The following is a 26,795-nucleotide window of genomic DNA, read 5'->3' as shown; positions in this document are numbered from 1 at the left end:
CCAGGCCGGAGACCGCGGTCTCGCCCGCATACCCGGTGGTCCGCTCCTTCCTGTGCCCTTGTGTCGGCGACATCGCCCACACGTGAGGGGCGCGTGGGGCGGGCCGGTAGGGGGATCCGGCCCGCCTCATGCGGATCTTCGGTCGCTCGAGGGAGCGCGTCCTGCGGTCGAACTGCAGCGTCAGCCGGCGTCCGGCTTGACCAGGTCGGAAAGCTTGGCCTCGAACTGCCCGGCGAACTTGAGTGACGGCAGGATGTGGCCCTGGTTCGACGCGTCGTTGGCCACGCTCGCCGCCCAACTGGACGCGGCGAGCCGCTGGTTCGGGGTGCCGTGATGGCCCGGGTTGTCGAAGCCGCAGTCGCCCACCTCGTAGAACGACTGCTCAGAGCCCAGAAGGCGCTTGGTGTTCAGCGCTTCGCCGCGGGCGTGGGTCAGGTAGTACGTCCCGAACGCGTCGGCCATGAGCTCGGTACGGCGGGTGGCCTCAGGAGCGGGCAGGTCGCTCACGAACAGGTCGTTCGCGTACTGCACGTGGTGGCCGAACTCGTGAGCCTCGATCGCCTGCGGCGCGACATCGCCCAGACCCACGGCTGACATGCCCTGGAGGATGCCGTCACCCATGATGATCCTGTCGGAGACGCCTGTCGGTTCCGGGTCACGCTTCTCGCTGTAGGCGAAGGCGTTGAAGGAGAAGATCGGGTTGGCGCCGCCCTTCAGGATCGGTTCCATGTTGACGAGCTCGATGAACATCTCGGCCAGGTCGAGCTGGGACTCCGGCGTCCCGCCGTACAGCACGGAGAGCGTGCGAGCAACCCGCTCGGGGCTGGAGAAGACATCGGCCCCGTGCAGGGGTATCAGCTGGATGTCCGCCGAGTTGATGTCCCAGAACCGCTTGAGGTTCTTCATCTCCGAGGTGAGCTTCTGGGTGTACTCACCGTTGGCACCGAACTTGTTGGACTTCGACTCCGTGCCGAAGATCAGCGCGTCGTAGGTCGGGAGGTTGAAACCATCGAAGATCGAGAGCATGAAGATGGCGAAGGGGTCCTCGGCGCCCATGAGGAGAGAGCGGGCCCAGGTCTTGAGCCCGGTCGACGGGCACTGGTGGTCGTCGGGATTGATCACGCTGTCGCGCATCTCGCTCCACTGTGAATCGTCAATGCCGTACTTCGCGGCAGCAGCCTCGGCGCGGGACTGCCAGTCGGCGGGCAGCTTCGCCAGGATCTCGTCGGCAAGGGCTTTGAGCCGCGGAGGCAACGTGGAGGTGTCAATGGCCGACTGGAGCGACTGGCTGTTGGCGGTCGCGGTCCCAGTCGCGTCAGCGGCGTGCGCGGGGAGCGCCACACCGACGGCACAGGTCGCGGCGATCGCCAGGCTGACCGCCATGGAGAGGGTCTTCTTCACAGGGACTCCTTTTCGAAGGTGCCTGCAAGGACGAGCAGGCGGGCCCAGTGTGTAAGCCCAGTGACCCTGTGGTGAATGCCTGGTGACTGTCCGAAACTGGCATTGTCGGGAACTAGACAACCCGCACTCGGCCAGTGCGCCGGACGGAGTGAGGCCGTGTCATCTTGATTTCTGCAGGTCGCGGGCCCTGGTGGGAGCGGTGGGTGAGATCCTCGGGCCGGTCGGCGGCGCCATCGGGTCGGGGTGATCGTTTGTCACCGGGCCGCCTCGGTGTTCGTCAGCACCAGCAACGCCCGTAGCAGCAGGGTCGCGTGGCGGGCGTTCACCCGGCCGTTGGTGAGAATCCGTCAGATTCAGGACCGCGAAGCCGTGCTCCACTGGCGCCCGTTCGCTACTGATCAGCCGGTTCGCTTCCTTCTGAGCGCCGGTCAGGCTTGCCGCGCGCCGCCCCTGCCTCAGCAACGCTCGCCGCCCTGGACGCCGCGGGTGGGATCACGCACTACGCGAAGATCAGCGACGGACACCGTTGCCCACGAGGGTCCGCGCAACATCGTCCGGCGCCGGGTCGACGACGACCGGACTCACGAGAGCCCTTCACCCGCATCTCCGTCGAGGCCGCATCCGCGGGCTCCCCCAGGCCGCTTTTCGAATGGGTCGACCGCGCTCTCATTACACCGTGCTTTTCATTCATCACACGGCTCGAATAGAGGGCTTTTCGTTTGATGCGGGCATATACCCATGTCCGTTTTGGGATGCTTTAAAGCTTTTGTCGTGTGACGTGAGCGATATGGTGTGCGTCACCATGATACGACTTAGTAGGGCAAACTCTCCGCTTCATGGCCCGTTTGCGGCCATTTCGGACACTGTTGCCGGTTCCCTCTACGTATCCCGATAGTAATGAGCGTCATTGACCGGAACTTAAACCCCGTTTAAAACTTCTTGGCATCCCGACGGAAGAGGTAATTTCCGATGCAGATCTCCGCGATGTCCAAGAAGTTCGCTCACATGACCCAGACCAAGAAGGTCTCGCTGGGCATGGTCGCCGCCGGCGCCGCAGTCGTCGCCGGTTCTCTCGTCGGCGCTCCGGGCGCCTCGGCCGCCACCCCTGCCCAGTCCGGCGGCAGTGTCCACACCTGGATCAACCAGTCACTGGAGATCATGCGGGCACAGGGCATCCCGGGCTCCTACCAGGGGATCCACCGCAACCTGATGCGCGAGTCGAGCGGCAACCCGAACGCCATCAACAACTGGGACTCGAATGCCGCCAAGGGCATCCCGTCCAAGGGCCTGCTCCAGGTCATAGACCCGACCTTCAAGGCGTACCACGTCCCCGGCACCTCGTGGAACATCTACGACCCGGTCGCCAACATCACCGCCGCCTGCAACTACGCGGCCGCCCGCTACGGCTCGATCGACAACGTCAACTCGGCCTACTGATCAGCCGGCGGCAACGCCGATCTCGACGGCCACCGGCCTCGAACAACCCTTCCCCGCAGTGAACCGCACGCCGTTCCCCCGGCACCACAGATCTCGGGCGTCAACACCTCAAGATCTGCACGGGGGAACGGCGTGTGCTGCGTCAAGTGCTCCGTACCGCCCCACGGATGGAGAAGGCGAGCGCCGAAGACCCTGCGCGTCGGGGGCACGGATGGCGGCGATACCGAGGGGCTCTTCGCACCGTCGCCCACGCGGGCGGAAGGATCAAGGCCACAGGGGCGAGGACCGGGCCGGTCCGTGGGGGCCGCAGCCCCGCAGCTGTGTCCCGGGAGACGAAACGGGGTCCGGTCAGAAGACCGGACCCCCCTCGCTTTCCCCCATCAGGGCTTCCCGATCCCCCCGGATCCCTCCCGGAAGCGCCCGACGCAAGATACGACCCGGCAAGGCGGCAAAGGGTTGTACGCCTTTGCGTTCTCTTTGCCCGGGCATCCGGTGCCCGCTCTCAGCAGGCGTGCTCGACGTACCGCGCCGCGACCTCCGCGAGGACTTCGGCGCCGTCGCGCGCCCACAGGTCCTCGTTGAAGATCTCCACCTCGATCGGTCCGTCGAAGCCGGTGGCCTCGACCATCTCGCGGAATGCGCGGAAGTCGACGCTCCCGTCGCCGAGTTGGCCCCGTCCGACGAGTACGCCCGCCGGGAGCGGGGTGATCCAGTCCGCCAGCTGGAACGAGTGGATACGGCCGCCCTCCCCCGCCCTCACGATCTGTGCGGCCGCCTGGTCGTCCCACCAGATGTGGTACGTGTCGACGACCACGCCGACCTGCTCCGCCGGGAATCGCTCCGCAATGTCCAGGGCCTGGGACAGGGTGGAGACGACGCAGCGGTCCGAGGCGAACATCGGGTGCAGCGGTTCGATCGCCAGGCGCACGCCGCGTTCCCGCGCGTACGGGCCCAGCTCGGCAAGCGCTTCCGCGACGCGTTCGCGGGCGCCGTGGAGATCGCGGCTGCCGGGCGGGAGGCCGCCGGAGACCAGGACCAGGGTGTCGGTGGACAGGGCCGCCGCCTCGTCGATCGCGGCGCGGTTGTCGTCCAGGGCACGGGCCCGTTCGGCCGGGTCGAGCGCGGTGAAGAAGCCGCCCCGGCAGAGGCTGGTGACGGTCAGGCCCGCGTCCTTCAGGAGCTGCGCGGTGCGCTCGATTCCGTACTCCTGGGCAGGTGCCCGCCACAGGCCGACCTTGTCGATGCCCGCCTTGACGCAGCCCTCGGTGAGCTCGGGCAGCGACCACTGCTTGATGGTCTCCTGGTTGATGCTCAGACGGGACAGGTCCGTCACCGGACACCTCCGCCCACCGTGAGCAGGGCGCGCATCCGGGATTCGGCCAGCTCCGGGTCGGGGAACAGGCCCAGCCGGTCGGCGAGTTCGTACGCCTTCGCCAGGTGGGGCAGTGAGCGGGCGGACTGGAGGCCGCCGACCATCGTGAAGTGGTCCTGGTGGCCGGCCAGCCAGGCGAGGAAGACCACGCCCGTCTTGTAGAAGCGGGTGGGAGCCTGGAAGAGGTGCCGGGACAGCTCGACCGTGGGGTCGAGGAGTTCGCGGAAGCCCTTCACGTCCCCGGTGTCCAGGACGCGTACCGCGTGGGCGGCCAGGGGGCCGAGCGGGTCGAAGATGCCGAGCAGGGCGTGGCTGAAGCCCCGGTCGTCGCCCGCGATCAGCTCCGGGTAGTTGAAGTCGTCGCCGGTGTAGCAGCGGACGGAGCCGGGAAGGCGGCGGCGTACGTCGATCTCGCGCTCGGCGTCGAGGAGCGAGATCTTGATGCCGTCGACCTTGTCGGGGTGTTCGGCGATGACTTTCAAGAAGGTGTCGGTGGCGGCGTCGAGGTCCGACGAGCCCCAGTAGCCCTCCAGCGCCGGGTCGAACATCGGGCCGAGCCAGTGCAGGACGACCGGCTCCGAGGCGTGGCGCAGCAGGTGTGCGTACGTCTCCAGGTAGTCCTCGGGGCCGTTCGCCGCGGCGGCGAGGGCGCGGGATGCCATCAGGATGGCCTGGGCACCGCTCTCCTCGACGAGGGTGAGCTGCTCCTCGTACGCGGCCTTCACCTCGGCGAGCGTGGCGGGCCCTGCGGGGAGCTGGTCGGTGCCGAGCCCGCACGCGATCCGGCCGCCGACCGCCTTCGCCTCGGCGGCGGAGCGGCGGATGAGCTCGGCGGCGCCGGCCCAGTCCAGGCCCATGCCGCGCTGGGCGGTGTCCATGGCTTCGGCGACGCCGAGGCCGTGCGACCACAGGTGGCGGCGGAAGGCGAGGGTGGCGTCCCAGTCGACGGCTGCGGGGTCGTCGGGGCTGATGTCGGCGTACGGGTCGGCGACGACATGGGCGGCGGAGAAGACCGTACGGGAGGCGAGCGGAGCCCCGGCCGGTGCGAGGTCGAGCGGGGTGGTGCGGGGTTCGTACGGGCCCTGCGGGAGATGGATCGTCACCGGATCAGCTCCGGTACGTCCAGGCGTCGGCCCTCGGCGGAGGACTTGAGCCCGAGCTCGGCGAGCTGGACACCGCGGGCGCCGGCCATCAGGTCCCAGGTGTACGGCTCGTCGAGCACGATGTGGCGGAGGAAGAGCTCCCACTGTGCCTTGAAGCCGTTGTCGAAGACGGCGTTGTCGGGGACTTCCTGCCACTGGTCGCGGAACGACTCGGTGACCGGGAGGTCGGGGTTCCAGACCGGCTTGGGGGTGGCCGAGCGGTGCTGGACGCGGCAGTTGCGCAGCCCGGCGACGGCGGAGCCGTGCGTTCCGTCGACCTGGAACTCGACGAGTTCGTCGCGGTTGACGCGGACGGCCCAGGAGGAGTTGATCTGGGCGACGGCGCCACCGGCCAGCTCGAAGATGCCGTAGGCGGCGTCGTCGGCGGTGGCGGCGTACGGCTTGCCCTGCTCGTCCCAGCGCTGCGGGATGTGCGTCCGGACGTGCGCCTGAACGGTCTTGACCTGGCCGAACAGCTCGTGGAGCACGTACTCCCAGTGCGGGAACATGTCGACGACGATGCCGCCGCCGTCCTCGGCACGGTAGTTCCAGGAGGGGCGCTGGGCCTCCTGCCAGTCGCCCTCGAAGACCCAGTAGCCGAACTCGCCGCGCACGGAGAGGATCTCGCCGAAGAAGCCGCCGTCGATGAGGCGCTTCAGCTTCAGCAGGCCCGGCAGGAAGATCTTGTCCTGGACGACGCCGTGCTTGATCCCGGCGTCCTTGGCGAGGCGGGCCAGCTCCAGGGCGCCCTCGACGTCCGTGGCGGAGGGCTTCTCGGTGTAGACGTGCTTGCCCGCGGCGATCGCCTTCTTGATCGCTTCGACGCGGGCCGAGGTGACCTGGGCGTCGAAGTAGATGTCGATGCGCTCGTCCGCGAGAACCGCGTCGAGGTCGGTCGACCACTCGGTCAGACCGTGCCGGTCGGCGAGTTCCTCCAGCGCGTGGGCGCGGCGGCCGACGAGGACGGGTTCGGGCCACAGCACCTCGCCGTCGCCGAGGTCGAGGCCGCCCTGCTCGCGGATCGCGAGGATCGAGCGCACCAGGTGCTGCCGGTATCCCATGCGACCCGTGACGCCGTTCATGGCGATGCGCACTGTCCTGCGTGTCACGAAGTTTCCTCCATACAGCCGTAGCAAGCGCTTTCTATGCGGTATGACGCTAGCCTGCCGACAGCGGCCCGGACAAGAGGGCTCCGTCCAAAACCCTCGGAGGAAGCGATGACAGTCACCCTCGCGGACGTGGCGGCTCGCGCCCGGGTGTCGCCCGCCACCGTGTCCCGTGTGCTCAACGGCAACTACCCGGTGGCGGCGGCCACCCGGGAGAGGGTGCTGCGCGCGGTCGACGACCTGGACTACGTGCTCAACGGACCGGCCAGCTCGCTCGCCGCCGCCACGTCCGACCTGGTCGGCATCCTGGTCAACGACATCGCCGACCCGTTCTTCGGGATCATGGCCGGGGCGGCGCAGACCGAGATCGGCGGGCCGGGCGACGGCTCCGGGCGGGCCGGGGGCGAGAAACTCGCCGTCGTCTGCAACACCGGCGGCTCCCCCGCACGCGAACTCACCTACCTCACCCTGCTCCAGCGTCAGCGCGCTGCGGCCGTCATTCTCACCGGCGGCGCGGTGGAGGACCCGGCACACCAGGCGGCGATGGCGGCGAAGCTGGCGAAACTCGCGGACGCCGGGACGAGGGTGGTGCTGTGCGGGCGGCCCCCGCTGCCCGAGGGCGAAGCGGTCGTGGCGACGCTCGCCTTCGACAACCGGGGCGGCGGCCGGCGCCTCACCGAGCATCTGCTGACGCTCGGCCACCGGCGGATCGGCTATGTCGCGGGCCCGGTGGAGGGGACAACGACGCGCCACCGGCTGGAAGGGCACCGCGACGCGATGGCGGCGGCGGGACTGTACGGGGGTGACACGACCACGGAAGGGCGCCTCGCAGATGCCCGGGACGAGGATCGTCTCACCGTGCACGGCCCGTACGACCGCCGGTCAGGTTACGACGCGACGCTCGAACTCCTGCGCCGCGAACCGGAGATGACGGCGATCGTCGCCGCCAACGACACCGTGGCCCTGGGCGCGAGCGCGGCGATCCGGGACCGCGGTCTGCGTATCCCCGAGGACATCTCCGTGGCCGGTTTCGACGACCTGCCGTTCTCGGTGGACGCGGTCCCGGCCCTGACGACCGTACGGCTGCCGCTGTTCGAGGCGGGGGCGCGGGCCGGCCGACTGGCGATGGGCCGGGAGACGCCGCCGCCCGGAGGCATCGCAACGATCGCGGCGGAGCTGATGGTGCGGGGGTCGACGGCGCCGCCGCGGAAGTGACCTCCGCGATATCGTGAAGTAACCGGCATTCGGGAGGCCCGCATGACGACCACGCCCATGGACACCGCCAGCGCCTGGGACGCGCTGGACGGCGTCGACCTGCCCCGCGGCTACCGCGTCGAGATCACGGACGGGAAGATCACCATGACGCCGCAGGGCGAGAGTCAGTGGAAGATCATTCTCAAGGCGGCGCCGCAGATCGAGCGGCAGCTTGCCGATCACGGCGACATCCTCTCGGACGTGATGATCGACTTCCCGTCGAGTCTGTACGGCTACGCACCCGACCTCGCGATCATCGCCCCGGGCTCCGAGCGCAACAGTCGCGGCCGGTACGAATGGCACAGTCTGGAAGCGGTGCTGGAGGTCGTGTCCAAGAGCAACCAGGACAACGACTTCAGCAAGAAGTTCCGGATGTATGCCGAGTGCAGCATCCCTGTCTACGTGATCATCGACCCCTCGGCAGGTTCCTGCACCGTCTACCAGCACCCGACGCGCACCGGCACGTACCGCGACGACGATGTGGTGCCCTTCGGTCAAGATCTCGTCCTGCCGCTCGAAGGCCGGGAGATCGTGGTCGAGACCGACGGCTTCCCCGTCGACGACGCCCGCTGATTCCGCCACCGGGTCGGGGGTACCCCTACCGCGTGCCATGGGCCGATGATGTGCGGGCCGCTATCCGGTCCGTGCCGCGCAGGGGCAGGTACCGACGGAAGGAACACGCACGTGAAGCTCGCTTTCTCGACCCTCGGAGTACCGGGGATGCCGATCGCCGACGTCATCCGGCTCGCCGTCGACCACGGCTACCAGGGGGTGGAGCTGCGCGCCCACCCCGAGGAGCCGGTGCACCCGGGGCTCTCCTCGGCCGAACGTGCCGACGTGGCCGAGGAGTTCAAGAAGGGCGGCGTCGAGATCCTGACCGTCGCCGGGTACGTCCGGGTCGCCGCCGAGGGGGACGACCAGCCGGTGCTGGACGAGCTCGCCGGGCTGGTGGAGCTGGCGCGGGATCTGGGCGCCCTCCACGTCCGGGTCTTCCCCGGTGGCGGTGGGCTGGACCCGGAGGTGGCCGACGCGAACGCCGCCCGCCGGCTGGGCGCCGCCGCCCCCTACGCCGCCGACCTGGGCGTACGGATCCTGCTGGAGACCCATGACTCGCACCGGGCCGGTGCCGATGTGGCCCGGATCGCCGGGACGGTCGGGCACCGGCAGGTCGGTGCGCTGTGGGACATCATGCACACCTGGCTGGCGGGCGAGGAGCCGGTCGCGAGCCATGCGGTGCTCGCCCCGCACCTGGGATACGTACAGGTCAAGGACATCGCATCGGCGGAGGACACCGAACCGTTGGCGCTCGGGGCCGGAGTGCTGCCGCTGGGCGCCTGCCTGGACACGCTGGACGCGGACAGCTGGGTCTGCTGGGAGTACGAGAAGCGCTGGCACCCGGACGCGGCCGAGCTGCCGGGACTGCTGAGCGCGGGGCGCGAGCACCTGCTCCGCCTGGGCGCGCCCAGGCCGTAAGGGCCGGCCCGGGTTCAGGCGCGCGCGGGGTGAGGTTCCGGCGTCTCCGTCGCCGCGGGCCGCGTCCGCCGCGCCCCCGCCAGTGACGTCAGCGCCACCCCGCCCACCAGCAGCGCCGCGGCGCACCACCGCAGCGGGCTCACCGACTCGCCGAGGAACAGCGCGGCCGAGGACATTCCGAAGACCGGGACGAGCAGGGTGAACGGGGCCACGGACGACGCCGGGTGGTGACGCAGCAGGAAACCCCACGCCCCGAAGCCGAAGACCGTGGTGATCCAGGCGACGTAGACGATGATGCCGACGCCGCTCCAGTCCAGTGCGGCCAGCGCGTCGGCGTCGCGGTCCCAGCCCTCGAAGAGGAGGGAGAGACCGAGCAGCGGCAGGACGGGCACGGTCGAGACCCACACCATGAAGTTGAGGGAGTCGGGCGGGGCGGCCTTGCGGGTCAGGACGTTCGACACGCCCCAGCAGGCCGCCGCCACGATCACCAGCACGAAGGCGAGCACGGGGCCGCTCGCGCCCTCGTCCACCGCCGCGACCCCGATACCGGCCAGCGCGATCCCCATCCCCAACACTCTTACTCCACCCGGCCGTTCGCCCAGCGCCACGGCCGCGAAGAGGGCCGTGAAGACCGCCTGGACCTGGAGCACCAAGGAGGAGAGACCGGCGGGCATTCCGCGGTCCATGCCGATGAACAGCAGACCGAACTTCGCCACGCCCAGGACCAGCCCGACGCCCACGATCCACTTCCACGCGACCTTGGGCCGCCCGACGAAGAAGACCGCGGGCAGCGCCGCGACCAGGAAGCGCAGGGCGGAGAAGAGCAGCGGCGGGAAGTGCCCGAGGCCGACCTCGATGACGACGAAATTGACACCCCAGACGGCAGCCACGAGGGCGGCCAGGGCGATGTGAAGGGGACGCATGGAGCGAGGATCGCCCGCCGGGACCATGTAGCACCAGCGCGGATTTCTTCATGGTGGAATTGAGCGTTGCTAATGAATCAGGAAGATCCGGGAGGTTCCGGTGCTCGATCTGTCCCGACTGCGCGCACTGCACGCCATCTCCGTCCACGGGTCCGTGGCGGGCGCCGCCGCCGCGCTCGGCTACACCCCGTCGGCAGTCTCCCAGCAGATCACGAAGCTGGAGCGGGAGACCCGTACGACGCTGCTGGAGCGGCGCGGGCGTGGTGTCGCGCTCACCGAGGAGGCGCTCCATCTCGCCGCCACCGCCCAGCAGTTGCTGGCGATCGTGGAGCGCGCCGAGACGACGCTGGAGGAGCGCCGGGGGCTGCCGACGGGCCGGCTGTCGATCGGCGCCTTCGCGTCCGCGGCGCGCGGTCTGCTGCCCGGCGTGCTGGCCGAGCTGGACCGGGACCACCCCGCCCTGGACGTGCGGCTGACCGAGGTCGACCCTCATCTGTCGGTCGATCTGGTGGCGAAGGGCGTGATCGACCTCGCTGTCGCGCACGACTGGGACATCGCACCGTTGCCCGCCCCCGAGGGCATCGCGCAGGCGGTGATCGGTGACGACCGGTGCGATCTGCTGGTGCCGCAGGGGCATCGCCTCGCCGGGCGGGAGGCGGTGCGGCGCGAGGAGCTGGCGAAGGAACGGTGGATCTGCCAGCCACCGGGGACGGTCTGTCACGACTGGCTCGTACGGACGCTGCGGGCGGCGGGCTACGAGCCGGACATCCGGCACCAGGCGGAGGAGAACCACACCCAACTGGCGTTGCTCGCCGCCGGTCTCGGGGTCGCGATGATCCCGCGGCTGGGGCGGGGACCGCTGCCGGCGGGAGTGGTGGCGGTGCCGCTGGACCCCGTACCGGTGCGGCGGCTGTACGCGTTGTGGCGCACGGAGGCGGCCCGGCGACCCGCGATCACGGTGGCGGTGGAATCGCTTCAGGCGCGGGGCGCGGGGGCGGGCTTGGCGTAACGGCCTCCCCCACGAGAGGGAGTGGTTCAGCGAGCGGCATTGAACGAGCCGAGCCGGATCGCACGTCGCCGAGCCGATTATCGGACCGCCCCCTTGACTGGAAGTTACTTTCTAGATATTCGTGCCCCTTGGAAGTTACTTTCACCGCCCCCCTCTCCCCTGAGCACGGCCGAAGGAGCTCACGTGCACCACCGCACCTCCAGACGCACCCTCCTCACCGCCACCGCCGTGACCACCGCAGCGGTTGCGACCGGCGCGGTCTCCGCCCCCGGGGCATTCGCCGCCTCCGCAGCCTCCTCCGCCTCCACCACCAAGCGCCTCAAGCAGCTCATCTCCCGGATGAGTCTGGAGGAGAAGGTCGGCCAGCTCTTCGTGATGCGGGTGTACGGGCACTCCGCCACCGAGCCTGACCAGGCCGACATCAACGCGAACATGGCCGAGATCGGGGTCCGTACCGCCGCCGAGATGATCGCCAAGTACCACGTCGGCGGCATCATTTACTTCGCCTGGGCGCACAACACCCGCGACCCGCACCAGATCGCCGACCTCTCCAACGGCATCCAGCGCGCCGGTCTCGCCGGTCCCACGCCTCTGCCGCTCCTGATCTCCACCGACCAGGAGCACGGCATCGTCTGCCGCGTCGGCGAGCCCGCCACGCTGATGCCGGGTGCGATGGCGCTCGGTGCGGGCGGTTCACGTTCCGACGCGCGCCGGGCCGGGCAGATCGCGGGCGCCGAGCTGGCCGCGATCGGCATCAACCAGAACTACGCCCCGGACTCCGACGTCAACGTCAACCCGGCCAACCCGGTGATCGGCGTACGGTCCTTCGGCGCCGATCCGCAGGCCGTGGCCGGTATGGTCGCCGCACAGGTGAAGGGGTATCAGAGCGCCGGGATCGCCTCGACGGCCAAGCACTTCCCGGGCCACGGCGACACGAACACCGACAGCCACTCCGGTCTGCCCTACATCCACCACTCCCGCGACCAGTGGGAGGAGCTGGACGCGCCGCCGTTCCGCGCCGCGATCGCCGCGGGCATCGACGCGATCATGACCGCGCACATCGTCGTCCCCGCGCTCGACCCCGCCGAGGACCCGGCGACCCTGTCCCGGCCGATCCTCACCGGCATCCTGCGCGAGGAGCTCGGTTTCGACGGTGTCGTGGTCACCGACTCGCTCGGCATGGAGGGGGTGCGCACGAAGTACGGCGACGACCGCGTGCCCGTCCTCGCCCTGCAGGCGGGTGTGGACCAGCTGCTGAACCCGCCGAGCCTCGACGTCTCCTGGAACGCCGTTCTGGCGGCCGTGAAGAGCGGCGAGATCAGCGAGGCCAGGATCGAGGAATCGATCCTGCGCATCCTGCGGCTGAAGGCGAAGCTGGGGCTGTTCGACGACCCGTTCGTCAGCCACCAGGGCGTGGACCGTGTCGTCGGCACCCGGTCGCACCTCGCCGCCGCCGACCGGATCGCCGAGCACACCACCACGCTGCTGGCCAACACCGGTGCGGTGCTGCCGCTGTCCCGCCGCTCCCACAAGAACCTCCTCGTGGTCGGCGCCGATCCCGCCTCCCCGTCCGGCACCACCGGACCGCCGACCACCACCCTCGCCGGCGCCTTCACCGAACTGGGGTACGCGGCGACCGCACTGTCCACGGGCACCGCGCCCACCCAGGCGAAGATCGCCGAGGCGGTGGCGGCCGCGCAGGGCAAGGACGCGGTGATCGTGGGGACGTACAACGTCTCGGCGACCAGCTCCCAGCGCACCCTGGTCAGCGCCCTCGTGGCGACCGGCGTCCCGGTGATCACGATCGCGATCCGGAACCCGTACGACATCGCCCGGCTGCCCGCCCACGCGGCGAGCCTGGCCGCGTACTCCTGGACGGATGTCGAACTGCGGGCCGCGGCCCGGGTGATCGCGGGCCACGCCGACCCGGAGGGCCGACTGCCGGTGCCGGTGCAACGGGCGGACGATCCGACGCAGGTGCTGTACCCGGTCGGCTACGGCCTGACCTACTAGACGTACGGGGTGGAGGCCGCACCACCCGGCGCACCACCCCGAGCGACGCAAGGCCTCCCGCGCGTCCGGCGCCCGCCCGCCCCGGCGGGCCACGCCGGGCGGGCGCCCAGGCGTCTCCGTCGGCACGCTCTACACCGACTCCCACCGCTCCTTGCGGTGGGAGTCGGAGGCACGAGCTCTGATCCTGACCTCCTATTCGGTGCGCAGGGCCGTGGCGGTTCGGGCCCTGGCGGCCCAGCCGGCGGGCAGGAGCGCACCCAGGGTGGCGATGAGCAGGCCGCCGAGTGCGAGCGGGAGCAGTTCGGCCCCGTGGTAGACGGCGATGACGGAACCGGGGAGGCGGAGCCCCACGCTGTCGCCCATCGCGGGGATGGCCCAGCCGTGCAGGGCTACGCCGAGCGGCACGCCCAGAGTGCCCGCGACCAGTCCGGTCGCGACGACCGAGGTGATGACCATCGCGATGGTCTGCCGGGGGGTCATGCCGAGCGCCTTGTGGACACCGAGCTCCCGGACGCGCTCGCGGGTATCGAGCAGCACGCCGTTGAGCACGCCGAGCGCGGCGACGGCGACGAGCATCAGCGTGAGGATCACGGACAGCGCGTTGAGCGTGACGACCATGTCGCTGCCGGCGCCGAGCCCGCCGGCCCGAGCGGTGGCCCCCAGCGGTGCCAGGTCCTTGTTCAGCGCGTCGACGTAGCCGGTCACGTCGGTGCCTGACGTGACCGCGATGTGATGGCTCGCCTCCGTCAGGTCGGGATGTGCGGCCGTGAGGGTCGAGGCGTCGGTGAAGACCTGCATGCCGTCGTTGCGGGGGTCGAGGACCTCGCCGACGATCCGGACCGAGACCGGCTCGGCCAGGCCGTTCAGGGTGACGGTGTCGCCGATGCGGGTGCCGGTGGCGGCCAGGAAGGGGGTCGGGACCACGGCCTCACCGGGCTTGCCAATCCAGCGGCCCGAGACCATCGTGTAGCCGCCCCAGGAGGCGTCGCCGGTGAAGGCGATCACGTCGATGGTGCCGGTCAGGCCGGACACGGTCGCGCGTACCGTCGCGGCGCTGTAGTACTTCCCGGTTCCGGCGGCGGCCTCGATGGCCGCGGCGACTGCAGCGGGATCGGCCTTGGGCTGCTTCTCGGGGCCGGTGCCTTGGGGTCCGAAGTGTGGGAAGGGTGCGGGCACGGTGACATCGGCGGCATCGTGGGCCTTGGCCTTCATCACCTGGCCGAGCGAGGCGCCCATCCCCACGGTGAACGTGACGGCGATGGCGCCGAACAGGATCGCCGTGCCCATGGCCAGCGCGCGGGCGGGCCGCGCGAAGGGCCGGGCCAGGCCCAGGGAAACCGGCAGCGGCAACGGCAGCCGACCGGCCAGGCGGACCGCCCACCAGCCGCGCCCCGCCGAAGCGGTACGCCCGACGGCGAGCGCATCGACCGTACGCAGCCGCCCGGCCCGCCAGGCACTCGCCCACGCGGTCGCCGCCACCAGGCCGTGCACCCCGGCGATCACCGCCAGGTCGACCCAGGGGGCGACGGTCAGGGACGAGGTGCCGTAGACCTCCTCGGTCTCGGCCAGTACGGGGACGGCGAGCAGGTGGCCGGCGAGGACACCGAGGGCGGTGCCGACCGCGGCCGGGATCAGTGCCTGGCCCACGTAGGCCCGCACGACCTGGGCCGGGGTGAAGCCGACGGCCTTGAGGATGCCGATGCGGCGCGTTCCCGTGCCCACGGCCGACGCGACGACGTTGCCCACGATGAGCACCGACATGACCAGCCCCAGGGCGCCGAACGCGATGAGGAACGGGACGTAGACGGCGGTGTCGCGCTCGGCGGTCTTCTTGACGGTGAGCCATGACTGTTCGCCGACGGCCGTTCCCGGCGGCAGGGATTCCGTCACGGCCTTGCCGCCCGCGGTGATCTGCGCGGCGGTGCCCGCGTCGGTGAAGCGGTAGAGCATCTGGTAGCCGCCGCTGCCGGGCGCGGTGAGCGCCGGCATCTGGGACGGAACCACCCAGGCGTCAGCAGTCTGCGTGACCGAGCGGGCCACACCAACCACCGTCAGTGTCGGACCGCCCGGCAGATCGGGGAAGGCGAGCTTCATGCCCATGGTCGGGAAGAGCGAGGAGCTGGCGGACAGCACGATCTCGCCGGAGTGTGTGGGCCACCGCCCGTTGAGCAGTGCCACCTCGTCCACGTCCCGGCCCAGATCGCCCCGGCCCACCACGGTCATCGGCCACGCGGGGCCCGCCCCGTCCGACCGCGGGGTGACCGTCGCCGTACGGAACGGCCCGGCCGCACTGCTCACCCCTTCGGCGTCCTTGGACTTCGACAGCTGCCCGGCACTCACCTTGCCCGCGTCGAACTGCACGGACAGATGCGCGCCGTGCTGCTTGGCGAAGGCGTCGTCGAAGGGCGCGCCGGAAACCACGAGCAGCGATCCGCCGAGGACGGAGGCGGCCACCGCCATCATCGTGGCGAGCCCGATCACCAGCGTCTGCACCCGGCGTCGTCTCACCCCCGAGCGCACCACCTTGCCGAGCCCGCTCATCGGACGGCCTCCGAGGCGACAGCCTGCGACCGGACGTCTGCGGTGATCCGGCCGTCGGCGATCCGGATCGTACGGTTCGTGCAGGACCGGGCCAAAGCCAGGTCGTGGGTGACCACGACAATGGTCTGGCCCTCGGCGTTGAGGCCGGTGAGCAGCCTGCTGACGTCCTGTCCGGCGGCCGTGTCCAGAGCCCCGGTCGGCTCGTCGGCCAAAAGCAGCGCCGGCCGGTTCATCAACGCCCGGGCCACCGCGACGCGCTGCCGCTCGCCGCCGGACAGTCGCCCCGGGTAGGCGCGGGCGTGCCGGTCGATGCCCAGCAGTTCCAGGAGTTCCGCCGTCCGGCGGTCTGCCTCGCCACGTGCCATACCCGCGAGGCGCGCGGGCAGGACGACATTGTCGGTGACGGTCAGATCGTCGAGCAGATTGAAGAACTGGAAGACCATGCCGATCTTCGACCGCCGGTAGCGCGCCAATCCGGCTTCACCCAGCTGGTCCACCCGCACCCCGTCCACGGTGACGGTCCCCTTGTCGGGCCGGTCCAGGCCCGCGATCAGATTGAGCAGCGTGGACTTGCCGCTGCCGGAAGGGCCGAGGATCGCGACGGCCTCGCCGGGCTGCACGGTCAGCGACGCCTCGTGCAGAGCGGGCGGGCCGTCGTCGTATCGGCGGCTCACCTCGCGCAGTTCGATCACCGGCATGGTCATGAGAGGCTCCTTGGGTACGGGCAGTTGGCTGCGTGAACGCTAGGAGCGGGCCCGGCCTGCACGCGTCGCCCGCCCGAACCCATTGCGGTACCGCGCTGGGACGAGCCCCAAAAACGTCATCCCTGCGATGTAGGCGGGTGATGTATCCGGTGCGGTGGGAATGACCACCAAGACGGACTCCGCGGGTCCGAGCGGCGGCGACAATGAACCGGTGATGGACGTACGTACGACGCTGGAGCGGCTACGGGAAGCCGCCCGCCGGACGGTACGCGACGCCAGGCTTCCGAGCGGTCCACCGCTGCGGCCCACCCGGCGCGCCTGGCAGTTCGACGCGCTGGTGGCACTGGCACTCGGAATCGCCACCGTCTACTACGGCATCGACAACGCCGATAACGTCGTGGTGCGTGAGATCGCACCCGGCGTGGAGCGCGTCGTGCCGCGCCCGTCCGGCCCCGGTGGCTTGGCCTTCATGGTGACCCTCGCGGTCATCGCCTCGGGTGCCCTGGCGCTGCGCCGCCGCTACCCGCTCGCCGTGCTGTGCATCGTGACGGCCGCGACGCTGGCGACACCGCAGAGCGTCCTGCGGCTGACCTTCTACGCGTTCGTCATCGCCGTCTACAGCGCCGCCGTGTACAGCCCGCACCGGGTGGCGACCCTGGCGGCGGTGCCGGTGTCGGTCGTCCTGGTCGGCACCTCGGGGAACTCGGCGACACCGATCGTCCCCAACGAATACATCGCCCTGCTGATCCTGGTCCCGATGGCCGTGGCCGCCGTCGGCCTGCGTACCTGGAAACTCCGAACCGACGAGGGCCGCACCCGGCTCTCCGCCCTGGAACGCGAACAGGCCGAGGCGCTGCGCCGGGCCGTCGAGCATGAGCGGGCCAGGATCGCCCGCGAACTGCACGACGTCGTCACGCACAACGTCAGCGTGATGATCATCCAGGCGGGCGCGGCCCGCAAGATCATGAAAACCTCCCCCGAGCAGGCCGGTGAGGCGCTACTCGCCGTCGAGTCGGGCGGGCGGGCGGCCATGACCGAGCTGCGCCACGTCATGGGACTGCTCACCATGGCCGACGAGGGCGAGGGGACGGACAGAGGCGCGGACCTGGCCGATACGGCGGCGGAGCTGGCCCCGCAACCCGGCCTGGACCGGCTGGAAACGCTGGTCTCACGGGTCCGGGACACCGGACTGCCCGTCGACCTGACCGTGACCGGCCCGCCCCGTCCCCTCCCGCCCGGCCTCGAACTCGCCGCCTACCGCGTGGTCCAGGAAGCCCTGACCAACACCGTGAAGCACGCGTCCGGCGCCACCGCCGTCGTGACCGTCGAATACGGCCCGGAACGGCTCCGGGTGGAAGTCACCGACACCGGTGGACACCCGGGCGCGGGCGCGCCCACCGGAAACGGCCGGGGCCTGATCGGCCTGCGCGAGCGCCTCGCCGTCTACGACGGAACCCTGAACACCGGCCGACGCCTGACCGGCGGCTACCGTGTGGAAGCACTGATCCCCTTGGAGACACCGTGACCGAGCCGCTGCGTGTGCTCCTCGCCGACGACCAGACCCTGGTCCGCACCGGATTCCGGTTGATCCTCGGCGCCGACGGCATCGACGTCGTTGCCGAGGCGACCAACGGAACCGAAGCGGTCGAAGCGGTCCGCCGCACACGTCCCGACGTGGTCCTGATGGACGTCCGGATGCCCGAGATGGACGGCCTGGAGGCCACCCGCCGCATCCTCACCGGCGCCCCAGGCGAACCCCGCGTCATCATCCTGACCACCTTCGACCTCGACCGGTACGTCTACGCGGCACTGTCCGCCGGCGCCAGCGGCTTCCTCCTCAAGGACGTCACCCCCGAACACCTGGCCGCGGCCGTCCGCACGGTCCGTACCGGCGACGCTCTCCTCGCGCCCGCCATCACCCGCCGCCTCGTGCAGCGGTTCACCCAGCGCGGCAGCGACACCGCCGCCCTCCACCGCGACCTCGCCTCGCTCACCCCGCGCGAACTGGAGGTCCTCGGCCTGCTGGCCCGAGGACTGAGCAACGCCGAACTCGCCACCCGCCTCCACCTGGCCGAGGCAACCGTCAAGACGCACGTCGCCCGCATCCTCGCCAAGCTCGGACTCCGTGACCGTGTCCAGGCCGTCATCGTCGCCTACGAGACAGGGCTGGTCAGCGCCGGCGAACGCGAGGCCGCCCAGCAGTCCACCGAGCAGACGTAGACCGAAGCCGAGACTTGGGATCGCGTCGCAGGTCTCGGTGGCCCGTGGCCATCACGCGCCCGCGGAGTCCGCGGTCTCCCAGCGCAGCAGGCCGCCGGGCCGGCAGTCGAGGGCTTCGCAGAGTGCGGCGAGGGTGGTGAAGCGGACGGCCTTGGCGGGGCCGTTCTTCAGCACCGCCGGGTTGGCGGGTGCGATGCCGACGCGTTCGGCGAGTTCGCCCACGGACGTCTTCCGCTTGGCGAGCATGGCGTCGATGTCGACGGTGATCGTCTTCAGGTCACCTCGTTCAGCCCGGCCCGCAACTGCGCCGCCTCGGCGTCGCGGGCATCGTCGGGCGACGCTCCTGCCCCTCTATGACCCATGTCACATGCGGTTCCTGTCAGCAATCGGGGCGCTGTCCCGCTCAAGTCACCGGGAGCAAGCGAACCGGCAGGAGCATCACATGAAGCACCGCATCATCGTCCTCGGCGCCGGCTACGCCGGGGCCTACGTGGCCGGGAACCTGACCCGCCGGCTGTCCCCGGCGGACACCGAGATCACCGTGGTCAACGCCGTGCCGCACTTCGTCCAGCGGCTGCGGGGGCACCAGCTCGCGGCCGGCCAGGAGATCGAGGCTCCACAGCTCGCCGACGTGTTCGCGGACACGGGGATCCGGCTGCGCCTGGCCCGTGTCACCGCCATCGACCCCGAGCGCCAGGTCGTCGCCGTGGCCGACGCCGACGGCACCGAGAACGGCCAGATCGTCGTCGACCGCACCATGCGGTCGGTCTCGCACCCGAACGTCTACGCCGTCGGCGACAGCGTCCACGCCATCGGCGACAACGGCCGGCCGCTGCCGATGTCCTGCGCCTCGGCCGGCTACACCGGCCGACAGGTGATCGACGCGATCGTCGGGCGCCTGACCGGCCGCAAGATCCCGAACACCAAGCTGGTCTACACGTTCAACCACATCAGCCTCGGGCGGCGGGACGGGATCCTGCAGCCGGTCGACGACGAAGCGCAGGCAAAGCCGAAGTACATGGGCGGCCGGAAGGCCGCGCGGATCAAGTCGGGCATCCTCAAGGGGTCGCTGTGGGCCACCTCGCACCCCACCCTCGGCATGCCCAAGCGCCAGCGCCGCCTGGCCGCCGCGCCGGATGGGTCCGCCGAGAAGGCGGTCGCGTAGCCGTCTAGGGTGGTCCGCGTGGACAGCACCGCCACCGATCGCTTCGACACCAGCCGGTTCGAGGCCAGTCGGAACCGGCTGGCCTCACCGAAGCCTGGCGGCAGCACGAACCGGACACACCGCTCATCACCCAGTGGTGAGACCCGACGCCGACCGCGGCCAGGCGCAGGCCCGCGCGCTCGGTCCTCGCGGACGGCTGATCTGTCTGTGCGGCGGGGCGGGAAAAGGCCGGTGGGCTGCGCGCGCCAGGTCTGAAGGCATGTTCCAGACCCGGCCCGCACAGCCCACCTCACTGCTCCTGGAGCTGCTTACGGGCGCAGCGCGGGGCCCTGCCTGCGCTCGCTCGTCACGTCCCGCTTGTCGAGCCGCGCGTCGTACGGCGCGAGCGGCTTCGCCTTGGCCGGGTCCGACTGCACGGCGGCCGGGGCGACGCCCGCCCAGCGCAGGATGTCGGCGGTCGCCTTCGCCTTCTCGTCGTCGGCGAGACCGGCCACCTTGGAACCGTGGTTGCCGCCGGCCACCGTGTAGATGTAGCTGTCCTGGGCGCCGTTGCCGAGGTGGAAGCGCTCCGCACCCCACGGGTCGTTCTCCCCGTACACCCACATCATCCGGGTGGCGTTGTGCTTCACCCAGGTGTCGACGTCCCGCATCGCCGACGGCTGGAACGTCATCGGGATGGAGCTCGGCACGAAGTTACGCGGGGGCTGGTACCCGTAGCGGCTGAGATTGCCGAGCCACGGCTGCTTGATGTCCGGCGAACCGAGCTGGGTGCCCGCCTGGTAGTAGTACGGCGTGTACGTGTTCAGGCCCTGGTCCGCGTAGGCGGAGAAGCCCGAGATGTTGTCGATCGAGTCCCAGATCGCCTGGTCGGGGGCGGTCTTGGCATCGGCGGGGATGGTGTCGCAGTCGGCGAGCAGGCTGTACTGCCAGTACGCCCAGACGTAGTCCATGACGACGGCTTCGTACGCCTTGTCGAGGGATCCGACGGTGTTGAAGGTGTAGCCGTTCGTCTCGGCATACTCCTTGTACTTCTTCTCCAGCGGCTCGCGGCGGATCAGCGCCTCGCGCTGCACACCCTCGAGCCGGTCGCGGCACTCCTTCGTGCCGACGTTCTCGAAGAACCGGTCGTACGCCGAGTCCTCCTTGTTGACCACGTCGTTCGGCGCGACGTACGCGACGACGCCGTCCATGTCCTTCGGGTAGAAGCGCTCGAAGTACGTGGCGGTCATGCCGCCCTTGGAACCGCCGGTGCTCAGCCAGTTCTCGGAGTAGATCTGCTTCAGCGCGGTGAAGACGCGGTGCTGGTCGCTGGCCGCCTGCCAGATGTCGAGCTTCGACCAGTCGGCGGGGGCGGGGCGGGACGGGGTGAAGAAACGGTACTCCAGCGAGACCTGGTTGCCGTCGACGATCCGGGTCGGCTCGGAGCGGCTGGGGTTCGTGGAGACGTTGTACCCGCTGGTGTAGAAGACCGTCGGGCGCGACGTGTCCTTGTGCAGCAGGGTGATGCGCTGCTGGAACGTGCCCTTGGACGGGTTCCGGTGGTCGATCGGCTGGGTGTAGTTGAGAACGAAGTAGCGATAGCCCGCGTACGGCTTCTCCTCGATCAGACTCATCCCGGGTATCGCCAGGATGCGGTCCTTGATGTCCGCGGTCGCATCGGCGGAGCGGTCGGATCCGACGGACCGGATCGCGGTCGCGTCCGCGGCACTGGCCGCACCGACCGAGGCACCCGTCGCGCTCACCGTGCCTATGAGCACCGCGAGCGAAAGGAAACCTCTGAGCGCCTTGCGCATGCACCCTCCCGGGGGAATTCACCTGGATTCACAAGATTCATCGCGAATCTAGCGGTGCAACACCCGGCTGAACAGACCCTCTTGTCATGTCGTCAGAAGTATCAGCAGAGTATCCAGCCCGTGGCGCCGGATTTTCCGGCGACCGAACCCGCGGCCCGGACACATCGGTGCAGTGCGTGGACGGTCACCCGGCCGGTCTGCTGGGTGAACCTGCCGCGGTCGGTGACGGGCCGGCCGCCGCGCGCCTGGATCATGACGGACATCTCGCGGCGCGGGCCCGACTTCTTCGCGACCGTGATCGCGCAGGCGTAGGAGCGGCTCTTGTAGACGCGCACCTCGCCCGTGGAGAACGTCACTGTCTTCGCGAGCCGTCCGCCGCAGGACGATGCGGCGTCGGCACTGCCGGCCCCGGGACCGCCGAGCACCAGCCCGACGGCGGCCACCAGCGCCAGGACGAACACCCGGACCAGCGCCCGCCGTCCGATGCCCCCGAGTCCGGCGGTTTCCCCATTCCTGTTTCCCAACAGTTCCCTCACTCCATCGAACGCTCTCGCCCCTACCCGGCTCATACGCGTACATGCGTACGACGCAAAGGGCCATCCGAAGGTTGCATACGGCGCGCTCCGCATCCCGCGCAGCCGAACCTCCACACCATGGGTCAAATAAGGCGGAGTCATACGAAAGGCAGGAACTGTCGTGATCCAACTCCGCAATGCGCCCAGCCCGCGCGGCCGTCGCACCGCCGGCCGCACCCTTCTCGTGACCGCTCTCCTCGCTGCCGCCTCCGTGGTCCCGGCCGCCGCTGCCGCGCCGCAGGCCCCGGCGCCCACGACGCAGCTGCGCAGCACCCACGTCACCCCCGCCCATCAGCAGGTCGCCCACTTCTACGGCGCCTATATCGACGCGGTCACGGCCAGGGGCGGCGGCAGGCTCGCCACCGCCCTCCGATCCTTCTACCTGACGCCCAGGCTCCGCTCACAGCTGCGCACCTGGGAGGCGCGCAACCACGCGGACGGAGTGCTCCGCGCCCAGAACACACCGCTCGCCCTCAAGGTCACCGCGGGCGACAGCGGCGCCGGTCACACCTGGTCGAAGGTGCGGCTGACCTGGCGCGGTGGCAAGCACCCCAGGTACACCTATCTGACCGTTCAGTCGGACCTGCAGACCGGCAAGATCTCCGGCATCCGCTGAGACCCGCGGTTCAGACCGACCGGCACATGGGGGGTGGGAGAAGGAGCGGGGTTGGGTGCGTGCAGCTGCAAGGCGGAGGAGGGAGGCAACGCGAAGGGGGTCCCCCCATGCCTTCAGGGCTATGGGGGAGTTGTTGACTGACGACAACGCCGCAGATGCGCGTGCCCAGCCCCGCGACGCCGCCTCCCATGTGCCGGTCGGTCTCAGACTCCCGCCGGCTCGTCCTCCCCGATGAAGGTGCGCCACAGCACGGCGTAATGCCCTTCCCCGGCGAGGAGTTCGTCATGCGTGCCGTCCTCGACGACCCGGCCGTGGTCCATCACCACGACCCGGTCGGCGCGGGCGGCCGTGGTCAGCCGGTGGGCGACGACGAGGGTGGTGCGCCGGCCGGTCAGCCGGTCGGTCGCCTGGTTGACCAGGGCCTCGCTGGCGAGGTCCAGGGAGGCGGTCGCCTCGTCGAGCAGCAGGATGTCGGGGTCGACGAGCTCGGCGCGGGCGAGTGCGATCAGCTGGCGCTGGCCGGCCGAGAGGTTGCGGCCCCGCTCGGCGACCTCGTGCAGATAGCCGCCGTCCAGCGTGGCGATCATGTCGTGGGCGCCGACCGCCCGGGCCGCCGCCTCCACCTGTGCGTCGGTGGCGTCCGGCTGCCCGTACGCGATGGCGTCCCGGACCGTACCCGCGAAGAGGTACGCCTCCTGCGGTACGACTCCCAGCCGGTGCCGGTACGCGGTGAGGTCGAGGCGGCGCAGATCGGTGCCGTCCGCCGTGACCCGCCCGCCCGTCGGGTCGTAGAACCGGGCGACGAGCTTGACCAGGGTGGACTTTCCGGCGCCGGTCTCCCCGACGAAGGCGACGGTCTGCCCGGCCGGGATCCGCAGGGTGATGCCGGTGAGTGCCTCTTCCTCGTCGTCGCCGGAGCCGTACGCGAAGGTCACGTCCTCGAACGCGATCTCGCCGCGCAGCGACAGCACGTCCAGCGGCTCCTCGGAGTCGGCGGTGGAGGTCGGCTCCCGGAGGAGTTCCTGGATGCGGCCGAGGGAGACCGTGGCCTGCTGGTAGCCGTCGAAGACCTGCGAGAGCTGCTGCACGGGCGCGAAGAACAGGTCGATGTAGAGGAGATACGCCACGAGGGCGCCGGTGGTGAGCGTGCCGTTGTCGACGCGGCCCGCGCCGACGATCAGTACGGCGGCCGCGGCCACCGACGACAGCAGCTGCACGAACGGGAAGTAGACCGAGATCAGCCACTGGCCGCGCACCCGGGCCTCGCGGTAGTGGTCGCTGCGGTCGGCGAACCGCTGCGCGCCGTCCTTCTCGCGGCGGAACGCCTGCACGATCCGGAGCCCGGAGACGGACTCCTGGAGGTCGGCGTTGACGACGCTGATCCGCTCCCGGGCCAGCTCGTACGCCTTGACGCTCTTGCGGCGGAAGAAGAACGTACCGATGACCAGCACCGGCAGGGTCGCGAAGACGACGAGCGCCAGCTGGACGTCGAGGACGAGCAGCACGACCATGATGCCGAAGAACGTGACGGCGGAGACGAAGGCCGTGACCAGACCGGTCTGCAGGAACGTGGACAGCGCGTCCACGTCCGTCGTCATCCGGGTCATGATGCGGCCGGTGAGCTCGCGCTCGTAGTAGTCGAGACCGAGCCGCTGGAGCTGCGCGAAGATCTTCAGCCGGAGCGAGTAGAGCACCCGCTCTCCGGTGCGGCCCGTCATCCGGGTCTCGCCGATCTGTGCCGCCCACTGCACCAGCACGACGAGCAGGGCGAGCGCGGACGCCGCCCAGACCGCACCGGTCGCCATCCGCGTGACGCCCTGGTCGATGCCGTGCCGGATCAGTACGGGCAGGAGCAGGCTCATGCCCGCGTCGACGGCGACGAGCGCCAGGCTGACCGTCAGCGGAAGCCCGAAGCCGTGCAGCAGCCGGCGCAGCCCGTACGACTCCTCACGCCGGACGGCGCGGGCCTCGTCGATCCCGGGGGTGTCGGTGGCCGGGGGAAGCGCCTCCACCTGGGCGAGCAGCTCGGGCGTGGCGGGCATGCCGACCGCGCCGGTGTCGCGGGGCTCCTCCTTGCGGACCCAGAGTCCCGGGCTGATGCCGCGCTCGGCGTCGAAATCGGCTTCCAGCTCCTCCTGGAGCGCCCGGTCGTCCTCGACGGCCGGGTCGGCCGGCACCGGCTGGTGGCCCGGGGAGGTGCCGCCCAGCTCGTCCGGGTCGGTGAGCAGACGCCGGTAGAGGGCGGAGCGGCGCTCCAGCTCCTCGTGCGTGCCGATGTCGGCGAGCCGGCCCTTTTCGAGTACGGCGATGCGGTCGGCGAGGCCGAGGGTGGAGCGGCGGTGGGCGATGAGGAGGGTCGTCCGCCCCTCCATGACCCGGGCGAGGGCCTCGTGGATCTCGTGCTCGACGCGGGCGTCGACGGCGGATGTGGCGTCGTCGAGGAGGAGCAGCCGGGGGTCGGTGAGGATGGCGCGGGCGAGCGCGACGCGCTGGCGCTGGCCGCCGGAGAGGGTGAGCCCGTGCTCGCCGACCTTGGTGTCGTAGCCGTTCGGCAGGTCGGCGATGAACCGGTCCGCCTGGGCGGCGCGGGCGGCCTGCTCGATCTGTTCCTGGGTGGCGTCCGGGTGCCCGTAGGCGATGTTGGCGCGGACCGTGTCGGAGAAGAGGAAGCTGTCCTCCGGTACGAGGCCGATGGCGGCCCGCAGCGAGTCCTGGGTGAGCTCCCGGACGTCGTGGCCGCCGACCAGGACGGCGCCGTGCGCCACGTCGTAGAAGCGGGGCAGGAGGAGGGAGACGGTGGACTTCCCGCTGCCGGAGGCGCCGACGACGGCCACGGTCTCGCCGGGCTCGATGGTCAGCGAGAACCCGTCGAGCACCGGCCGCTCGGGGTCGTAGCCGAACCGCACGTCGTCGAACTCGACGCTCGCCGGGGCGTCGGCGGGGAGCTCCACCGTGCCGTCCTTCATGGTCGGCTCGGTGTCGATCAGCTCGATGACACGCTCCACACCGGCGCGGGCCTGCTGACCGACGGTGAGGACCATGGCGAGCATCCGGACCGGCCCGACGAGCTGGGCGAGGTAGGTCGAGAACGCGACGAACGTACCGAGGGTGATCTCGCCGCGGGTGGCGAGCCAGCCGCCGAGCGCCAGCATCGCGACTTGGCCGAGCGCGGGGACGGCCTGGAGGGCGGGGGTGTATCTGGCGTTCATCCGGATCGTGCGCAGCCGCCCGGCGAACAGCTTCCGCCCGACCTCGCGCAGCTTCCCGGTCTCCTGCTCCTCCTGCCCGAACCCCTTGACGACCCGGACCCCGGAGACGGCCCCGTCGACGACTCCGGCGACGGCCGCCGCCTGCCCCTGGGCGTACCAGGTGGCGGGGAAGAGCCGGGAGCGGGAGCGGCGGGCGATGTACCAGAGCGCGGGGGCGACGGCGATCGCGACCAGGGTCAGCACCGGCGAGAGCCACGCCATGATCACCAGGGAGATGAGGAACAGCAGCACGTTCCCGATCGTCATCGGGAGCATGAACAGCAGCCCCTGGATCAGCTGCAGGTCACTGGTGGCGCGCCCGACGACCTGCCCGGTGGACAGCTCGTCCTGCCGCCTCCCGTCGAGCCGGGTGAGCGTCCGGTACATGTCGGTGCGCAGATCGTGCTGTACGTCGAGGGCGAGCCGGCCGCCGTAGTAGCGGCGGATGTACGTCGATATGTACACCAGCACGGCGGTGGCGATCAGGAGGCCCGTCCAGACGCCGAGGGAACGCGTGTGGTTGCCGACGACATCGTCGATGATCACCTTGGTGATCAGCGGGACGACTGCCAGCACGGCCATCCCGGCGAGCGACGAACCGAGCGCCAGCAGGACATTGCGCCGGTAGCGCCACGCGTAACCGCCCAGTCGCCGCGCCCAGCCCTGCTGTGCTGCGTCCGTGTCCTCGTCCGTCACCGGTGCCTCCCGTTCGACCTGGTCTACCGGAAGGCACCAACGCGATCAGCTGCGGATTTCATCCCGCCGTGACAAAGACGGTCCCATCGGAGTAGGGCCGGCGTACG

Annotated in this window: 21 protein-coding genes; 10 read left to right on the top strand and 11 right to left on the bottom strand. The window is 70.4% G+C overall.

All coding sequences use genetic code 11. The annotated features are described in order from the left end of the window. Positions 1-180: 180 nt before the first annotated feature. Entirely contained in the window at positions 181-1,401 is a 1,221-nt protein-coding gene (locus AB0915_RS02070) for a hypothetical protein (protein WP_366689239.1), read from the bottom strand. 1,005 nt (positions 1,402-2,406) lie between these two features. On the opposite strand from AB0915_RS02070, the gene AB0915_RS02065 reads away from it, so the two are divergent. Continuing rightward, complete coding sequence (locus AB0915_RS02065) at positions 2,407-2,838, top strand: transglycosylase SLT domain-containing protein (RefSeq protein WP_366689304.1); 432 nt, start codon at positions 2,407-2,409, stop codon at positions 2,836-2,838. Between the two features lie 502 nt (positions 2,839-3,340). Here the strand turns inward: AB0915_RS02065 and AB0915_RS02060 are convergent. From AB0915_RS02060 to AB0915_RS02050, 3 genes are read right to left on the bottom strand one after another with little or no spacing between them, the layout of a single operon-like run. Further along, positions 3,341-4,171: a sugar phosphate isomerase/epimerase family protein gene (locus tag AB0915_RS02060; RefSeq protein WP_366689238.1), complete on the bottom strand. Its 831-nt coding sequence runs from the start codon at positions 4,169-4,171 to the stop codon at positions 3,341-3,343. Next, positions 4,168-5,313, bottom strand: coding sequence for a dihydrodipicolinate synthase family protein (locus tag AB0915_RS02055; RefSeq protein WP_366689237.1), 1,146 nt, complete (start codon positions 5,311-5,313; stop codon positions 4,168-4,170). Before AB0915_RS02055 ends, AB0915_RS02060 begins: the two co-directional genes overlap by 4 nt. Then, on the bottom strand, positions 5,310-6,461 hold the full coding sequence (locus AB0915_RS02050) for a Gfo/Idh/MocA family oxidoreductase (protein WP_366689236.1): 1,152 nt from the start codon (positions 6,459-6,461) through the stop codon (positions 5,310-5,312). Before AB0915_RS02050 ends, AB0915_RS02055 begins: the two co-directional genes overlap by 4 nt. 108 nt (positions 6,462-6,569) lie before the next feature. Between AB0915_RS02050 and AB0915_RS02045 the strand changes: the two genes are divergently transcribed. From AB0915_RS02045 to AB0915_RS02035, 3 genes are all read left to right on the top strand, one after another. Beyond that, positions 6,570-7,673, top strand: coding sequence for a LacI family DNA-binding transcriptional regulator (locus AB0915_RS02045; RefSeq protein ID WP_366689235.1), 1,104 nt, complete (start codon positions 6,570-6,572; stop codon positions 7,671-7,673). A 42-nt stretch (positions 7,674-7,715) separates the two neighbouring features. Next, positions 7,716-8,285, top strand: coding sequence for a Uma2 family endonuclease (locus AB0915_RS02040; RefSeq protein ID WP_366689234.1), 570 nt, complete (start codon positions 7,716-7,718; stop codon positions 8,283-8,285). A 111-nt stretch (positions 8,286-8,396) separates the two neighbouring features. Next, positions 8,397-9,185, top strand: coding sequence for a sugar phosphate isomerase/epimerase family protein (locus AB0915_RS02035; RefSeq protein WP_366689233.1), 789 nt, complete (start codon positions 8,397-8,399; stop codon positions 9,183-9,185). Positions 9,186-9,199: 14 nt separating this feature from the next. Here the strand turns inward: AB0915_RS02035 and AB0915_RS02030 are convergent, their stop codons facing one another. Further along, positions 9,200-10,108 (bottom strand): EamA family transporter, encoded by a 909-nt coding sequence (locus AB0915_RS02030; protein WP_366689232.1) that lies wholly within the window; start codon positions 10,106-10,108, stop codon positions 9,200-9,202. Positions 10,109-10,208: 100 nt separating this feature from the next. Here AB0915_RS02030 and AB0915_RS02025 point away from each other — a divergent pair, with 100 nt between their 5' ends. Both AB0915_RS02025 and AB0915_RS02020 read left to right on the top strand, forming a co-directional pair. Beyond that, complete coding sequence (locus AB0915_RS02025; RefSeq protein ID WP_366689231.1) at positions 10,209-11,117, top strand: LysR family transcriptional regulator; 909 nt, start codon at positions 10,209-10,211, stop codon at positions 11,115-11,117. Between the two features lie 183 nt (positions 11,118-11,300). Further along, positions 11,301-13,130, top strand: a complete 1,830-nt coding sequence (locus tag AB0915_RS02020; protein WP_366689230.1) for a glycoside hydrolase family 3 protein — start codon at positions 11,301-11,303, stop codon at positions 13,128-13,130. 192 nt (positions 13,131-13,322) lie between these two features. On the opposite strand, the gene AB0915_RS02015 is transcribed toward AB0915_RS02020, so the two are convergent. Continuing rightward, on the bottom strand, positions 13,323-15,671 hold the full coding sequence (locus AB0915_RS02015) for an FtsX-like permease family protein (RefSeq protein ID WP_366689229.1): 2,349 nt from the start codon (positions 15,669-15,671) through the stop codon (positions 13,323-13,325). Beyond that, positions 15,668-16,375 (bottom strand): ABC transporter ATP-binding protein, encoded by a 708-nt coding sequence (locus AB0915_RS02010; RefSeq protein ID WP_366689228.1) that lies wholly within the window; start codon positions 16,373-16,375, stop codon positions 15,668-15,670. The genes AB0915_RS02015 and AB0915_RS02010 overlap by 4 nt, the downstream gene beginning before the upstream one ends. Before the next feature lie 160 nt (positions 16,376-16,535). On the opposite strand from AB0915_RS02010, the gene AB0915_RS02005 reads away from it, so the two are divergent. Continuing rightward, complete coding sequence (locus tag AB0915_RS02005) at positions 16,536-17,900, top strand: histidine kinase (RefSeq protein WP_366689227.1); 1,365 nt, start codon at positions 16,536-16,538, stop codon at positions 17,898-17,900. Then, positions 17,897-18,595: a response regulator transcription factor gene (locus AB0915_RS02000; RefSeq protein WP_366689226.1), complete on the top strand. Its 699-nt coding sequence runs from the start codon at positions 17,897-17,899 to the stop codon at positions 18,593-18,595. Before AB0915_RS02005 ends, AB0915_RS02000 begins: the two co-directional genes overlap by 4 nt. 51 nt (positions 18,596-18,646) lie before the next feature. Here AB0915_RS02000 and AB0915_RS01995 read toward each other — a convergent pair whose 3' ends face one another. Continuing rightward, entirely contained in the window at positions 18,647-18,841 is a 195-nt protein-coding gene (locus AB0915_RS01995) for a helix-turn-helix transcriptional regulator (protein ID WP_366689225.1), read from the bottom strand. On the opposite strand from AB0915_RS01995, the gene AB0915_RS01990 reads away from it, so the two are divergent. Beyond that, complete coding sequence (locus AB0915_RS01990; protein ID WP_366689224.1) at positions 18,789-19,760, top strand: FAD-dependent oxidoreductase; 972 nt, start codon at positions 18,789-18,791, stop codon at positions 19,758-19,760. The two genes, AB0915_RS01995 and AB0915_RS01990, sit on opposite strands and share 53 nt — an antisense overlap. A gap of 308 nt (positions 19,761-20,068) precedes the next feature. Here AB0915_RS01990 and AB0915_RS01985 read toward each other — a convergent pair whose 3' ends face one another. Together AB0915_RS01985 and AB0915_RS01980 are read right to left on the bottom strand one after the other, a co-directional pair. After that, entirely contained in the window at positions 20,069-21,553 is a 1,485-nt protein-coding gene (locus tag AB0915_RS01985) for a S28 family serine protease (protein WP_366689223.1), read from the bottom strand. A 101-nt stretch (positions 21,554-21,654) separates the two neighbouring features. Further along, the gene (locus AB0915_RS01980; RefSeq protein ID WP_366689303.1) at positions 21,655-22,038 is read right to left on the bottom strand and encodes a hypothetical protein; all 384 of its coding nucleotides are present in this window, start codon (positions 22,036-22,038) and stop codon (positions 21,655-21,657) included. A gap of 211 nt (positions 22,039-22,249) precedes the next feature. Here AB0915_RS01980 and AB0915_RS01975 point away from each other — a divergent pair, with 211 nt between their 5' ends. Then, complete coding sequence (locus AB0915_RS01975) at positions 22,250-22,744, top strand: hypothetical protein (RefSeq protein WP_366689222.1); 495 nt, start codon at positions 22,250-22,252, stop codon at positions 22,742-22,744. 203 nt (positions 22,745-22,947) lie between these two features. Here AB0915_RS01975 and AB0915_RS01970 read toward each other — a convergent pair whose 3' ends face one another. Further along, the gene (locus AB0915_RS01970) at positions 22,948-26,688 is read right to left on the bottom strand and encodes an ABC transporter ATP-binding protein (RefSeq protein ID WP_366689221.1); all 3,741 of its coding nucleotides are present in this window, start codon (positions 26,686-26,688) and stop codon (positions 22,948-22,950) included. Between the last annotated feature and the right edge of the window lie 107 nt (positions 26,689-26,795).

It is taken from the genome of Streptomyces sp. NPDC048411, from assembly GCF_040704695.1.
Lineage (GTDB): Bacteria > Actinomycetota > Actinomycetes > Streptomycetales > Streptomycetaceae > Streptomyces.
The sequence above is the reverse complement of the archived record's forward strand: the minus strand, read 5'-3'. Positions and strand labels throughout refer to the sequence as shown.

What these genes read in the sequence shown, in the direction of transcription:
- AB0915_RS02065 (WP_366689304.1), top strand. Translation starts at nt 2,407, where the DNA reads ATGACCCAGACCAAGAAGGTCTCGCTGGGCATGGTCGCCGCCGGCGCC.
- AB0915_RS02045 (WP_366689235.1), top strand. Translation starts at nt 6,570, where the DNA reads ATGACAGTCACCCTCGCGGACGTGGCGGCTCGCGCCCGGGTGTCGCCC.
- AB0915_RS02040 (WP_366689234.1), top strand. Translation starts at nt 7,716, where the DNA reads ATGACGACCACGCCCATGGACACCGCCAGCGCCTGGGACGCGCTGGAC.
- AB0915_RS02030 (WP_366689232.1), bottom strand. Translation starts at nt 10,108, where the DNA reads ATGCGTCCCCTTCACATCGCCCTGGCCGCCCTCGTGGCTGCCGTCTGG.
- AB0915_RS02015 (WP_366689229.1), bottom strand. Translation starts at nt 15,671, where the DNA reads ATGAGCGGGCTCGGCAAGGTGGTGCGCTCGGGGGTGAGACGACGCCGG.
- AB0915_RS02010 (WP_366689228.1), bottom strand. Translation starts at nt 16,375, where the DNA reads ATGACCATGCCGGTGATCGAACTGCGCGAGGTGAGCCGCCGATACGAC.
- AB0915_RS02005 (WP_366689227.1), top strand. Translation starts at nt 16,536, where the DNA reads ATGACCACCAAGACGGACTCCGCGGGTCCGAGCGGCGGCGACAATGAA.
- AB0915_RS01990 (WP_366689224.1), top strand. Translation starts at nt 18,789, where the DNA reads ATGCCGACGCGTTCGGCGAGTTCGCCCACGGACGTCTTCCGCTTGGCG.
- AB0915_RS01995 (WP_366689225.1), bottom strand. Translation starts at nt 18,841, where the DNA reads ATGCTCGCCAAGCGGAAGACGTCCGTGGGCGAACTCGCCGAACGCGTC.
- AB0915_RS01985 (WP_366689223.1), bottom strand. Translation starts at nt 21,553, where the DNA reads ATGCGCAAGGCGCTCAGAGGTTTCCTTTCGCTCGCGGTGCTCATAGGC.